12 protein-coding genes are annotated in these 12,325 nt (G+C 68.2%); 4 read left to right on the plus strand and 8 right to left on the minus strand.

Annotation, left to right across the window (positions count from 1 at the left end; genetic code table 11):
• Positions 1–98: 98 nt before the first annotated feature.
• Positions 99–530, minus strand: a complete 432-nt coding sequence (locus tag ACFVAV_RS23895) for a MarR family winged helix-turn-helix transcriptional regulator (protein ID WP_379037588.1) — start codon at positions 528–530, stop codon at positions 99–101.
• Positions 531–591: 61 nt separating this feature from the next.
• Between ACFVAV_RS23895 and ACFVAV_RS23900 the strand changes: the two genes are divergently transcribed.
• Positions 592–1,668 carry a substrate-binding domain-containing protein gene (locus ACFVAV_RS23900; protein ID WP_379037385.1) on the plus strand — a complete coding sequence of 359 codons (1,077 nt, stop codon included), beginning with the start codon at positions 592–594 and terminating at the stop codon, positions 1,666–1,668.
• 68 nt (positions 1,669–1,736) lie between these two features.
• Here ACFVAV_RS23900 and purQ read toward each other — a convergent pair whose 3' ends face one another.
• Both purQ and purS read right to left on the minus strand, forming a co-directional pair.
• Positions 1,737–2,414 (minus strand): phosphoribosylformylglycinamidine synthase subunit PurQ, encoded by a 678-nt coding sequence (gene purQ, locus ACFVAV_RS23905; protein WP_379037386.1) that lies wholly within the window; start codon positions 2,412–2,414, stop codon positions 1,737–1,739.
• On the minus strand, positions 2,411–2,647 hold the full coding sequence (gene purS, locus ACFVAV_RS23910) for a phosphoribosylformylglycinamidine synthase subunit PurS (protein ID WP_022565847.1): 237 nt from the start codon (positions 2,645–2,647) through the stop codon (positions 2,411–2,413). The genes purQ and purS overlap by 4 nt, the downstream gene beginning before the upstream one ends.
• A gap of 98 nt (positions 2,648–2,745) precedes the next feature.
• On the opposite strand from purS, the gene ACFVAV_RS23915 reads away from it, so the two are divergent.
• A complete protein-coding gene (locus ACFVAV_RS23915) occupies positions 2,746–3,390 on the plus strand; it encodes an MBL fold metallo-hydrolase (protein ID WP_379037387.1) in 645 nt (214 codons plus the stop codon).
• A 1-nt stretch (position 3,391) separates the two neighbouring features.
• On the opposite strand, the gene ACFVAV_RS23920 is transcribed toward ACFVAV_RS23915, so the two are convergent.
• Genes ACFVAV_RS23920 through ACFVAV_RS23930 form a run of 3 tightly spaced genes read right to left on the minus strand, consistent with a single transcriptional unit; the run spans position 3,392 to position 6,613 of the window.
• Complete coding sequence (locus ACFVAV_RS23920; protein WP_379037389.1) at positions 3,392–4,744, minus strand: dipeptidase; 1,353 nt, start codon at positions 4,742–4,744, stop codon at positions 3,392–3,394.
• A gap of 10 nt (positions 4,745–4,754) precedes the next feature.
• Positions 4,755–5,192 (minus strand): hypothetical protein, encoded by a 438-nt coding sequence (locus ACFVAV_RS23925; RefSeq protein ID WP_379037390.1) that lies wholly within the window; start codon positions 5,190–5,192, stop codon positions 4,755–4,757.
• Positions 5,189–6,613 carry an APC family permease gene (locus ACFVAV_RS23930; protein WP_379037391.1) on the minus strand — a complete coding sequence of 475 codons (1,425 nt, stop codon included), beginning with the start codon at positions 6,611–6,613 and terminating at the stop codon, positions 5,189–5,191. Before ACFVAV_RS23930 ends, ACFVAV_RS23925 begins: the two co-directional genes overlap by 4 nt.
• 175 nt (positions 6,614–6,788) lie before the next feature.
• Between ACFVAV_RS23930 and ACFVAV_RS23935 the strand changes: the two genes are divergently transcribed.
• Positions 6,789–8,165, plus strand: a complete 1,377-nt coding sequence (locus ACFVAV_RS23935) for a glutamate decarboxylase (protein ID WP_379037392.1) — start codon at positions 6,789–6,791, stop codon at positions 8,163–8,165.
• A gap of 51 nt (positions 8,166–8,216) precedes the next feature.
• Here the strand turns inward: ACFVAV_RS23935 and ACFVAV_RS23940 are convergent, their stop codons facing one another.
• Together ACFVAV_RS23940 and ACFVAV_RS23945 are read right to left on the minus strand one after the other, a co-directional pair.
• Positions 8,217–8,918 (minus strand): DUF2334 domain-containing protein, encoded by a 702-nt coding sequence (locus tag ACFVAV_RS23940; RefSeq protein WP_379037393.1) that lies wholly within the window; start codon positions 8,916–8,918, stop codon positions 8,217–8,219.
• 100 nt (positions 8,919–9,018) lie between these two features.
• Positions 9,019–11,169, minus strand: coding sequence for a S9 family peptidase (locus ACFVAV_RS23945; protein ID WP_379037394.1), 2,151 nt, complete (start codon positions 11,167–11,169; stop codon positions 9,019–9,021).
• A 120-nt stretch (positions 11,170–11,289) separates the two neighbouring features.
• Between ACFVAV_RS23945 and ACFVAV_RS23950 the strand changes: the two genes are divergently transcribed.
• Complete coding sequence (locus tag ACFVAV_RS23950) at positions 11,290–12,324, plus strand: DUF2330 domain-containing protein (protein ID WP_379037395.1); 1,035 nt, start codon at positions 11,290–11,292, stop codon at positions 12,322–12,324.
• Position 12,325: the final 1 nt, after the last annotated feature.

The following is a 12,325-nucleotide window of genomic DNA, read 5'->3' on the forward strand; positions in this document are numbered from 1 at the left end:
GGTCAGGTGCCGTTGCGTAGGCGACGAAGGAGCAAGCAACGGTGCCTGACCGGCGGGACAGGAGGGGCCGCGACCTCGAGCGCGCCAGCGCTCCAAAATCACAGCTCGGCGATGACTGACAGTGCGGCAACCAATTCGCCGTAGCGGCGCGTACCGAGCCGGGCACGCAGGTCGTCCTCCGCCTGCTGTTCCTCGGCCCGGATCCGCCCGACCAGCTTGGCGCCCAGACTGCTCAGGCCGATCAGGATCCGCCTGCGGTCATCCGTCGCGGCGACCCGGAAGATGAGGCCGCGTTCGGCGAGATGGTCGGCGTGCCGGGTGGCCGAGGACGGCGCCAGGCGCGCGGCGGCCGCCAGTTCCGACATGGTCATGCCGTCGTCGGTGGACAACTGCGACAGAATCGCCCAGTGATCCGCCGTGAGATTGTCGGCCGACAGCGCCGATTCGAGCTGACGGACCCAGTTACGCTCCGCCGAGCGCAGCGCGCCGTGCAGCGTGGAAAACCCACTTATGATGGACACCGATTGCATTCCCACCTGCCGACACATTCATTCGAACGAACCTGTTCGCACTCGAGCGATAGAGTACAGAATGCCCACGTTCGACGAGAGTCGGGACGAGACGATCGAGATTCTCTCGATCGTGCCTGCTCAGGGCCCCGGTGGGATCATCGCTCCATCGTGTACCGCGGCCATTTCCCTCGCTGTCGATGAAATCAATAGCGGCACAGGAATTCTCGGCCGCGAAATTCGGCTGACTACGATCGACGGCGGCCGCTCACCGCACGAAGTGGCCACCGAGATCGAGGCGTTTCTGGCGACCGGCATGGTCGGCGCGATCACCGGCTGGCACACCTCGGCCGTGCGCCGCGCGGTCGCCGACGCCGTCGACGGCCGCGTCCCCTACCTGTACGCGACCGATCACGAGGGCCTGCCCGACGAACGTCCCGGCGTCCTGCTGGTGGGTGAGCATCCCGATCACCAGACCGTGCCCGCCGTCGCGTGGATGGCGCGCGAACTGGGTGTTCGCAAGTGGGCGGTGATCGGCAACGACTACATCTGGCCGCGTCAGACGGTCAACGCGCTGCGCCGCTCGCTGCCGTCACCGGCCGATATCGTGCTCGAGCAGTACGTCCCGCTCGGCACCACCGATTTCCACGCGTTCCTGGACAGTCCGGCCCTGCTGCGCGCCGACGCGGTGCTGATCCTGATGGTCGGCGCCGACACCGCCCGCTTCAACCGCCAATTCACCGCGACCGGCCTGCCCGCGATCATGCCGCGCCTGAGCCCCGCCGTCGACGAGAACGTGCTCCTGAGCGCGGGCCCCGCCGCCAACACCAACCTGTATGTGGCGTCGAGCTTCTTCGTCGACGAGCACACCGCCGACGGCCGCGCCCGCCGCGCCCGCTACCGCAAACACCAGGGCGACTTCGCCCCCGCGCTGACCACGTTCAGCAACTCCACCTACGAGGCGGTCCATCTGCTGCGCACGCTGGCCGACACCGTCGGCACCCTGGACGTACCCACCATCGCGGGCCGCCTCGCCACCGGCCTCGTCCTGGACGGCCAGTCCACCCGCAACGGCTTCATCGGCAACCAAGCCGTCGGCCCCGCCCACCTTGCCCGAGCAGACGGCGTCGACTTCGACATCCTGGACCGACTCCCCTAGCAACCGACGACGCCCCGACCTCGAGGTGAGGCCGGGGCGTTGTCAGTGGTTCGTGGTGCGCCGGGAACTCAGGCGCTGATCAGGCTGTCGATGACCGAGAAGAACATGCCCAGGCCATCGTCGCTCGGACCGGTCAGCGCCTCGGTGGCGTGCTCGGGGTGCGGCATCAGGCCGACGACCCGGCCGTTGGCCGAGGAGATGCCCGCGATCCCGCGCTGCGAGCCGTTCGGGTTGTCGCCCGCGTAGCGGAACACCACGCGGCCTTCGCCCTCGAGCTCGTCGAGCACCTTCGCCGAGGCCTGGTAGCGGCCCTCGCCCGACTTCAGCGGGACGAGGATCTGCGCGCCCTGCTCGTAGCGGGAGGTCCACGCGGTGTTCGTCGCCTCGACCTGCAGCCACTCGTCGCGGCAGATGAAGTGCAGGCCCTCGTTGCGGGTCAGCGCGCCGGGCAGCAGCCCGGCCTCGCACAGCACCTGGAAGCCGTTGCAGATGCCGAGCACCGGCAGGCCCTGACCGGCCGCGCGCACGACCTCGCCCATCACCGGCGCGAACCGGGCGATGGCGCCGCAGCGCAGGTAGTCGCCGTAGGAGAAGCCACCGGGCACGATGACCGCGTCGACACCCTTGATGTCGGCGTCGGCGTGCCACAGGCTCACGGCCTCGGCGCCGGCCAACCGCACCGCGCGGGCAGCGTCGACGTCGTCGAGCGTGCCCGGAAAAGTAATTACGCCGATACGCGCGCTCACGAGACCCGAACGACCTTCCAGTCCTCGATCACGGTGTTGGCGAGCAGCGCCTCGGCGATCTGCTCGAGCTCGGCGTCGGAGACACTCTCGTCCACCTCGAGCTCGAATCGCTTGCCCTGCCGCACATCCGAGATTCCGGCGAATCCCAGACGCGGGAGCGCGCCGACCACGGCCTGTCCCTGGGGGTCCAGGATCTCGGCCTTCGGCATGACCTCGACCACGACTCGTGCCACGCGTTGCTCCTCATGTGGTGTGGGGGGTTACCCGAGAAATCCTAGTTGACCCGGCCGTCGTGCCCGCGTTCCGGGGTCGTGGCGGCTTAGCATCGGGTATGCGTATCGCCCACTTCGGTCATTCCTGCATCCTTGTGGAACTGCACGGCGTGAAGGTGCTGTTCGATCCAGGCACCTTCGCGCACGGCTTCGAGGGCATCACCGGACTGGACGCGATCGCGGTGACCCACCAGCATCCCGACCACATCGACCCGAAGCGGATCGAGGCGCTGATCGAGGCCAACCCGACCGCCCGCCTGCTGTCGGACCCGCAGACCGCCCAGCAGCGCAGCGAGGGCTGGGAGCCGGTCTCGGCCGGTCAGGTGCTCGATATCGGTGAGCTGCAGATCACCGGCGGCGGCGGGCGCCACGCCGTGATCCACCCGGAGATCCCGGTGATCGACAACACGGTCTTCCAGCTCGGCACCGAGGCCGACCCGGCCCAGCTGGTCCACCCCGGCGACTCGCTCTGGGTTCCGCCGGTCCCGGTCGGCGTGCTCGCCATCCCGGCCGTCGCCCCGTGGATGCGGATCTGGGACACCGTCGACTACCTGCGCGCCGTGAATCCCCGCACCGCCGTCCCGATCCATTTCGGGATCATCGAGCCGGCGGCGCAGGGCATCTACTTCGGCAGGCTGAACGAGATGGCTCCGGCGGGCACCGAATTCAGGGCGATCCAGCCGGAGGATCAGGCGCAGTTCTGAATCAGCGGTAGCTGCTCAGGAACAGCGCCTCGGCCAAGGCCATGTGTTCGATCTCGCTCGGGTCGACGCTCTCGTTGGGCGCGTGGATCAGGCATTTCGGCTCTTCCACGCCGATCAGCATGATCTCGGCCTGCGGGTAGGTGTCGGCGAAGACATTGCACAGCGGGATGGACCCGCCCTGGCCCTCGGTGGTCACGTGGCGGCCGTAGGAGGTCGCCATCGCCTGCTCCAGCGCCGACCGGGCCGGCCCCTGCTCGGAGGCGACGAACGGTTCGCCGAGCGCCTCGAGTTCGATGTCGAGCTGGGCGTTCCACGGCAGGTGCGCGCGCAGGTGCTTCTCCAGCAGGTCATAGGCCTGCTTGGGCTCGGTGCCCGGCGGAATGCGCAGGTTGAGCCTGGCCCGGGTGCTCGGCTGGATCGCCGCCGACGATCCGACGACGGCGGGCACGTCCATCCCGAGCACGGTCAGCGCGGGCCGCGCCCACACCATGTCCGAGACGGTGCCGCCGCCGAGCAGGTCGACGCCGTCGAGCACGCCCGCGTCGGCGCGGAAGTCCTCGACCGGGTACTGCACGCCGGTCCACTGCTGGTCGCCGGTGAGCCCGTCGATGGTGGTGTTGCCGTGCTCGTCCCGCAGCGACGACAGCAGCCGGATCATCGCGGCCAGCGCGTCCGGTGCCGGGCCGCCGAACATGCCCGAGTGCATCGGCCCGGCCAGCGTCTTCACCGTGACGACGACATTCACGTTCCCGCGCAGGGTCTGGGTGAAGGTGGGTACGCCGACCGCGAAGTTGCCGCAGTCGGCCACCAGGATCACGTCGGCGGCGAGCAGGTCGGGATTGGCGACGACGAACTTCTCCAGCCCGCCGGTGCCCTGCTCCTCGGAGCCCTCCGAGACCACCTTGATGCCGATCGGGAAGTCGGGCCCGATCGCACGCAGGGCCGTCAGGTGGGTGACGATATTGCCCTTGCAGTCGGCGGCGCCGCGGCCGTACCAGCGGCCGTCCTTGTCGGTCAGGGTCCACACCGGGGTGTTCCAGGCGGCGTCGTCCAGCGGCGGCTGCACGTCGTAGTGGCAGTAGAGCAGCACCGTCGGCGTGCCCGGCGGGCCCGGCTTGTGCCCGATGACGGCCTTGCTGCCGTCGGGCGTCTCGTGCAGGCCCACCTCGGTCAGCCCGGCCGCGGCGAACGCGTCGGCCACCCACTGCGCGGTCTGCGCACAGCCTTCCGGCGGGAACTGGCGCGGGTCGGCGACCGATTTGAGCGAAACCAGCTGGGTGAGATCCTTTTTCGCCTGGCCCATCAGACCGGCGATCGTGGTGCGCAGCGCAGCCACTTCGGGGGTATCCGTCATCGATCACGCCTCACTTAGTGGTGTCGTCCAGCTTCAGGGTGTCGAGGTGAGAAAGATAGTCCGGCAGGCGATCCGGGCAATAGACGGCGATGGTGAGCGCCACCGCCTGGGTGGTGGCGCGCGGGCCGATCACCGGGCGCTGCCCCGGTCCAGCCGCGCCGTTGGTGATCGAGGCCTGGTAATTCGCCTTGATCAGCGGCGAACTCGGGTCCTGGCACACCGAGCCGCCGTCGTCGCCGAGCGCATCGGCGATCACCTCGGGCTCGGGTGCGGGCAGGCCCGCCGCGAGCAGATTGCTGTGCAGCTGTTCGGCTTTGGCGGTCGCCTCGGTGTTCTCGCGGATCTCGCCGAAGGTGAGCAGGCCGATCAGGGCGAACACCACGAGCAGCACACCCGCGGTGAGGTAGATCCAGCGGCGCTTGTGTTCGGGGGCGTCTCCGGTCGTCATGCCTTCTCCCCTTCCGGAACGTCGAGTTTCCAGCTGTCCCTGCGGTTTCGGTAGAACAGGTACGGGATCAGCAGACCGACGATGCCCATGCCGCCGCCGACGATGAGCAGATACACCCACGGGCTCCCCGAGCCGAATTGCGAGGGCGGTACGAAGCCGATTGCGAACGCCGCGATCGAGGACGCGGCGCCGAGACCGCAGAGCGCGAACAGGGCGGGTGCCCGATAGCCGCGCGGATGGTCGGGATCGTCGCGGCGCAGTTTGGCGGCCGCCGCGAACATCAGCACGTACATGATCAGATACACCTGCGTGGTGATCACCGACAGAATCCAGTACGCGCTGGAGACATTCGGGATGAAGGCGTAGAGCAGCGCGATGAACGTCGTGAACACGCCCTGCGCCACCAGCATGTTCTGCTGCACGCCGTGCTTGTTCATCGTGGTCAGCCACGGCGGCAGATAACCCTCGCTGCGCCCGATCAGCAACAGCCCCTTGGACGGTCCGGCCAGCCAGGTGAGCATGCCGCCGACCGCGGCCGCCACCAGCGCGATGCCGACGATCGGGGTGAGGAAGCCGACGCCGAAGTGGCTGAAGAACCCGTCGAAGGCCTGCATCACGCCCGCGGTCAGGCTCAGGCTGGCCGACGGGACCACCCAGCTGATCGCCAGCGCGGGCAGGATGAAGATGACCAGCACCAGGCCCATCGCCAGGAACATCGCCTTCGGGAATTCCTTGGCCGGATTCTTCAGCGACGACACGTGCACCGCGTTCATCTCCATGCCCGCGTAGGACAGGAAGTTGTTCACGATCAGCACGAGACTCGCCAAACCGGTCCAGGCCGGCAGCAGATGACTCGAATCCATCGGCGCCGCAGACGGATTGCCCTGCGCGAGGAACACCATACCCAGCAGGACCAGGATGGTGCCGGGGATCAGTGTGCCGATCACCAGGCCCATGCTCGACAGCCCGGCGACCGTCTTGGTGCCCTGCGAGGACACGTACACACCGGCCCAATAGATGGTGATGATCACGATCGCCACGTAGAGGCCGTTGGACGCCAGTGACGGATCGATGATGTACGCGAAAGTGCTTGCCACATAAGCGAGCAAGCTCGGGTAATAGAAGATCGTCATGGCGAACTGGCACCAGACGGCGAGAAAGCCGAGCGGCTTGTTCAGCCCGTCCCCGACCCATTTGTAGATACCGCCCTGCCAGCCCGAGGCGAGTTCCGCGGCGACCAGCGAGGTCGGGAGCAGGAACAGAATCGCGGGAATGATGTAGAGGAAAACACAGGCGAGTCCGTAGACCGCCATCGTGGGCGCCGAACGGAGGCTGGCCACCGAACTCGTGGTCATCAGCGCCAATGTCACCCAGGACAAATACTTCGTCGTCGTCGCGGCTTTCGTCGCGGTGCCCGTCATCAGCGTTGCCTCCTGCTGTATCTGCACAACTAGCGGAAACCTCGATCACTTGCTCCTGCATAGTAACTGTCGAGCATCCTCCCGGTAGGCTCGAATCGAGCACAAAGAGAGCGGAATCGTTGCAGAATCCCGGTAGAGCAAACACCTGGCAGTGCACCCTCTGACTGGAGGAACAGTGGCCGAGAATCTCTTCCCCAACGACCTTTTCAGTCTTCCCGGCTTCGCCCGGCCCGCCCCGCACGGCGGTTTTCCCGCCCACGAACTCTTTCCCGACGTCGCCTACGAGATCGTGCACGACGAATTGATCCTCGACGGTGTCGCCCGGATGAACCTGGCCACCTTCTGCACGACGTGGATCGACGACAAGGCCCGCAGCCTGATGGCCGAATCGGTCGACAAGAACATCGTCGACAAGGACGAATACCCACAGACCGCCGAGCTGGAGAAGCGCTGCGTGCGCATGCTGGCCGACCTGTGGCACGCCCCCGATCCCGCGTCCACGCTCGGCACCTCGACCACCGGCTCCAGCGAGGCGGCGATCCTCGGCGGTCTCGCCGCGAAGTTCCGCTGGCGGGCGCGTGGCGGCACCGGGATGCCGAACCTGGTGAGCGGGCCGGTGCAGGTGTGCTGGGAGAAGTTCGCGCGCTACTTCGACGTGGAGCTGCGGCAGGTCCCGTTGCGCGGCGACCGGTACGACCTGCACCCCGACGACCTGCCGAAGTACTGCGACGACAACACCATCGCCGTGGTGCCGACCTTCGGCCAGACCTTCACCGGCCTGTTCGAGGACGTCGCCGCGATCAGCGCCGCCCTCGACCGCCTGCACGCCGCGGGCGGGCCCGACATCCCGATCCACGTCGACGCGGCCAGTGGCGGCTTCCTCGGTCCGTTCACCGCACCGGAGCTGGTGTGGGACTTCCGGTTACCGCGGGTGAAGTCGATCAACGCCTCCGGTCACAAGACCGGTCTCGCCCCGCTCGGCGTCGGCTGGGCGGTGTGGCGCGAAGCCGCCGATCTGCCGCGGGAACTGATCTTCGACGTCGACTACCTCGGCGGCAACATGCCGACGTTCAATCTCAATTTCTCCAGGCCGGGCGGGCAGATCATCACCCAGTACTACGACTTCATCCGGCTCGGCCGGGCGGGTTATACCCGGGTGCAGTCGGCGATCTACTTCGTCGCGCAGCATTTCGCGAAGGGGCTGGGCGCGGTCGGACCGTTCGAGCTGATCCACGCGGGCGAACCGGAGCGCGGCATCACCGCGGTGGCGTGGCGGCTGACCGAGGGCGCCGGCTACAACCTCTACGACCTGTCCGACCGGCTGCGCGCCCGCGGGTGGCTCATCGCCGCCTATCCGCTGCCCGCCGACCGGCAGGACGAGTCGATCATGCGCGCGGTGTTCCGGCACGGCTTCACCATCGACATGGCCGAACTCCTGCTCGCCGACATCGGGCGCAGCCTGCATCAGCTCTCGGCCAATCCGTGGCGCACGCCGCTGACCCGCGCGCAGGCGGGCGGCTTCACCCACGACGCCGCCCCGGAAGTGCCGTGACATGGGGCCACCGCCGCGCGCTTGATCGCCGACGCGCGCGGCGGTGGCCGGTCAGGCAGCTCTGGCCGCGGTGAACGGTTCCCAGCGGTAGACGTCGCTGCGCGCGCCGTGATACAGCGCCAGATCGACCGCGTCGAGCATCGCCTGGCGCGGACCCGACCGCTGCAACTGAGCGGCCGAGATCGCCAGCCGCAGCACGCCGCCGCGCCGCGCGGTGCGGGCGGCGCCCATCACCAGCGCCCGGCACCACCACGGTTCGGCGCGGAAACCCTCACCGATGCCGTACACCCGGGCCCGCTGTGCCACGTCGCGTTCCAGATCCAGCATGGTGGTCAGGCCGAATGCCATGCGGAAGCCGACCTCGGGCAGCGCGGCCAGCGCGCCCGCCGAGGCGTCCCAGCGCGGCGCGGCGAACAACCGGGTGCGCAACTGCACCTGTTCCATCACCCGGTCGGCCGCCTTCAGCCGCAGCGTGGCCTCGTGCCTGGGCAGGTTCGCGAACTCGGCCCGCCGGGACTTGGTGGCCGCCTGGTCGTACCCGTGCAGCACGATCGCGTCGCCCTCGAGCCGCCTGCCGCGCAGCCACGACTGCGTCGCCGGATCGTCGGCCAGCCGGTATTTGCCCTTCAACCGGGGCGCGACAAGCAGCGACAGCCGAACACCGCGCTGGTCCATCTCCGCCGCGAACTCGATCGCGGCGTCGCGGGTCGTGTCCCGGATCCCCGATACGGAAACGATCAGCTCAGCGTTCATGGACCTACGGTGTCAGCCCCAGGTGACACCCGCGTGCTGCGCCGATGACGCCCCGACGAACATCGGCGCACGCCTCACCACCGCTGCCGGTGCGAGGTGATCACGCGTCGGCCAGGCCGACCTTGTCCAGCACCCAGGCGTACTCGAAGCCGACTTCCTTCCACTTCTCGTAGCGCCCGCTCACGCCGCCGTGACCGGCGCTCATCTCCGTCTTCAGCAGCAGTTCGCTGTCGCCGGTCTTGGTGTCGCGCAGCTTGGCGACCCACTTGGCCGGCTCGACGTAGAGCACCCGGGTGTCGTTGAGGCTGGTGATCGCCAGGATTGCCGGGTAGTCCTTGGCCTCGACGTTCTCGTACGGCGAGTAGGACTTCATGTACTCGTAGACGTCCTTGTCCGCCAACGGGTTTCCCCACTCGTCCCATTCGATGACCGTCAGCGGCAGCGACGGGTCCAGGATCGAGGTGAGCGGGTCGACGAACGGCACATTGGCGAGGATGCCGGTGAACAGCTCCGGCGCCAGGTTGGCGACCGCGCCGACCAGCAGGCCGCCCGCGCTGCCGCCGTCGGCGATCAGCCGGTCCGCCGCCGTGGCGCCGGAGCCGATGAGATGGCTTGCGCAGGAAACGAAGTCGGTGAAGGTGTTCTTCTTCTGCAGCGTCTTGCCGTGCTCGTACCAGAGCCTGCCCATCTCGCCGCCGCCGCGCACATGCGCCACTGCGAACACCATGCCGCGATCGAGCAGCGACAGCCGCGAGACCGAGAACGACGGGTCGATGCTGGCCTCGTAGGAGCCGTACCCGTAGAGCAGCATCGGCTTCGGGCCGTCGGCGGGCAGATCGCGGCGCTTGATGAGCGAGATCGGGATCCGGGTGCCGTCCTGGGCCACCGCCCAATCACGATGCTGCTCATAGTCGTTCGGGTCGTAGCCGCCGAGCACCGGCTGCTCCTTGCGCAGCAGCAGCTCACCGGTGGCGGGCACGTAGTCGAACACCTGCATCGGGGTGATGAACGAGGTGACCCCGACCCGCAGCGTCGGCTGTTCCCATTCCGGGCTGGAACCCGCACCGGCGGAGAACAATTCGAGCCCGAAGTCCAGTTCGGTCAGCTCGCCGTAACCCTCGGTGGTCAGCGGCCACACCGACAGGCGCGGCAGCGCGTCGCGGCGGTAGCCGAGCACCAGGTGGTTGGCGAAGGCGTCGATGTCCTCGAGCCGCACGTCCTCGCGGTGCCCGATCAGGATGGTCATGTCCGACGGGTCGGTGGCGGGCGCCTCGGCGAGCACGAAGTTCTCCGCCTTCACCCCGTCGACCACGTCGTTGTGCAGGATCAGGAAGCGGTCCTCGCCGGTGATCACCGCGTGCTCGGCCGAGTACTCGACGCCCTCGCGGCGCGGCAGCAGCACCCGGAACTCGCCCTCGGGGTTGTCCGACTCGAGCACCCAGCCCTCGGTGGTGATCTTGGAACCGAGCCAGATCATCAGGTACTTCTCGGAGCGGCTCGCGCCGACACTCACCCAGTAGCGCTCGTCGGGCTCGTGGAACACCGTCACGTCGGTGTCGGCGGCGGCGCCGACGCGGTGCCGCCACACGGTGTCGGGACGCCACGACTCGTCGACGGTCTGATAGAAGATGTGCGTGCCGTCCAGCGACCAGGTCGCGCCGGGCGCGGCGCCAACGACCTCGTCCGGCAGCAGCTCACCGGTGCGCAGGTCCTTGATCCGCAGCGTGTAGCGCTCGTCACCGGTGCTGTCGACCGAGTACGCGAGCAGGTTGCCGTCGTGGCTCAGCGAGAACGCGCCGAGCGCGAAGAAGTCCAGCCCCTCGGCCAGGACATTGCTGTCGAGCAGCACCTGCTCGCCCTCGATCACCGTCTCGGCCTCGAGCTGCGGCGGCGTCCACGCGTCGATGCCGTCGGCGTTCGCGTCGATGGGACAGCGGCAGTGCACCCCGTACTGCTTGCCCTCGAAACTGCGCGAGTAGTACCAGTACTCCCCCAGCCGGGTCGGGACCGACAGATCGGTCTCCTGGGTGCGGGCCTTGATCTCGTCGAAGATCTTGTCCCGGAGCGGCTGGAGCTGGTCGGTCTGTGCCTCGGTGAAGGAGTTCTCGGCCTCCAGGTACGCGATGACCTCGGGATCGTCCTTGTCCCGTAGCCACTCGTACTCGTCGACGAACGTGTCACCGTGATGCACCCGCTCGAAGGGCACCTTCTTCGCGATCGGCGCCGACACCGTCTCATTCTCGCCAGCCATGGGTCCACCGTAGCCGCAGCGCTCCAGCCGGGCCCGCCAACTCGGCCGCTACGCCCCTGGGCGTCCGTGCTAGGTATTTCTGCGGATGGCAGCGGGGCGGGGAGTGCGTAGCCTGCTCCCATGGGGATGCGGTACGCGGTTCGATCGTTCGTCGTGACTGTCGGGGTGGTGCTGGCGGCCGGTTCGGCGGCGGTGACACCGGCGACCGCGTGTGCGTGCGGTGGGGTGGTCAGTGGCGGGAACTCGGCGCGGGTCGACAGCGAGACGGCGGTGCTCGGGTGGGACGGCACGCGCGAGACGGTTCTGATGCGGCTGGGGATGCAGTTCGACGGCGCCGATGCGGCCTTGATCGTTCCGACTCCGACGCCGGCGACCGTGTCGGCCGGGAGTTCGACCTCCTTCAGCGAGCTGTCGCGGCTCACCGCGCCCGAGGTCGTCAAGGAATACCACTGGTTCGGTAGCGACTACGACGGTGCGACCTCGGGTGCCGGGCCCGGCTCCGGCCCCGACGTGCTCGGGCAGGTACAGCTCGGCCCGCTGGAGGCGACCACCTTGCGTGGCGGCGACCTCACCGGCGTACGCGAGTGGCTGGACGCCAACGGCTATCAGCTCCGGCCGGAGGTGAGCGCCACCCTCGACCCTTATCTGCGTGAGGGCTGGTCCTTCGTCGCCATGCGCCTCACCAGCGCGAAACCCCTTTCCGGCGAGCTCGATCCGGTGCGCCTCACCTTCGACTCCGACCGCCTCGTCTACCCGATGCGGATGTCCGCCGCGGCCACCCGGCCCCAGTCGGTTCATCTCTACGTCTTCAGCGACCACCGAGTGGCGCGCATCGACGCCGACACCGCGACCCAATCGACCATCACCGAATTCGCTTCCCCTATCAGTGAACTCACCGACCCCGATCTGAAAGCGCTTGCCGCGGGCAAGAACTACCTGACCGAGCTCTCGGTGAGCATCCCTCAGCCGTCGACCATCACCAGCGATTTCACCCTCGCCGCGGCATCGAAGGACGACACCGTGCGCGACCGGGTGGTGAGCAGGGAGTACGTCGAGATCCTGGGCTTCCCAGCGGGTTACGTGCTGATCATCGCCGGGCTCTCCGTCATCGGCGTGATCGCGGGCGCGGTACTGCGCCGCCGATCGGCTCGATAGC

The sequence above is a fragment of the Nocardia sp. NPDC057663 genome, from assembly GCF_042799895.1.
GTDB lineage: Bacteria > Actinomycetota > Actinomycetes > Mycobacteriales > Mycobacteriaceae > Nocardia.

Bases quoted from the DNA above. Each gene is read 5' to 3' on its own strand.
- ACFVAV_RS23895 (WP_379037588.1), bottom strand. From the start codon at position 530: ATGCAATCGGTGTCCATCATAAGTGGGTTTTCCACGCTGCACGGCGCG.
- ACFVAV_RS23900 (WP_379037385.1), top strand. From the start codon at position 592: ATGCCCACGTTCGACGAGAGTCGGGACGAGACGATCGAGATTCTCTCG.
- ACFVAV_RS23915 (WP_379037387.1), top strand. From the start codon at position 2,746: ATGCGTATCGCCCACTTCGGTCATTCCTGCATCCTTGTGGAACTGCAC.
- ACFVAV_RS23920 (WP_379037389.1), bottom strand. From the start codon at position 4,744: ATGACGGATACCCCCGAAGTGGCTGCGCTGCGCACCACGATCGCCGGT.
- ACFVAV_RS23925 (WP_379037390.1), bottom strand. From the start codon at position 5,192: ATGACGACCGGAGACGCCCCCGAACACAAGCGCCGCTGGATCTACCTC.
- ACFVAV_RS23930 (WP_379037391.1), bottom strand. From the start codon at position 6,613: ATGACGGGCACCGCGACGAAAGCCGCGACGACGACGAAGTATTTGTCC.
- ACFVAV_RS23940 (WP_379037393.1), bottom strand. From the start codon at position 8,918: ATGAACGCTGAGCTGATCGTTTCCGTATCGGGGATCCGGGACACGACC.
- ACFVAV_RS23945 (WP_379037394.1), bottom strand. From the start codon at position 11,169: ATGGCTGGCGAGAATGAGACGGTGTCGGCGCCGATCGCGAAGAAGGTG.
- ACFVAV_RS23950 (WP_379037395.1), top strand. From the start codon at position 11,290: ATGGGGATGCGGTACGCGGTTCGATCGTTCGTCGTGACTGTCGGGGTG.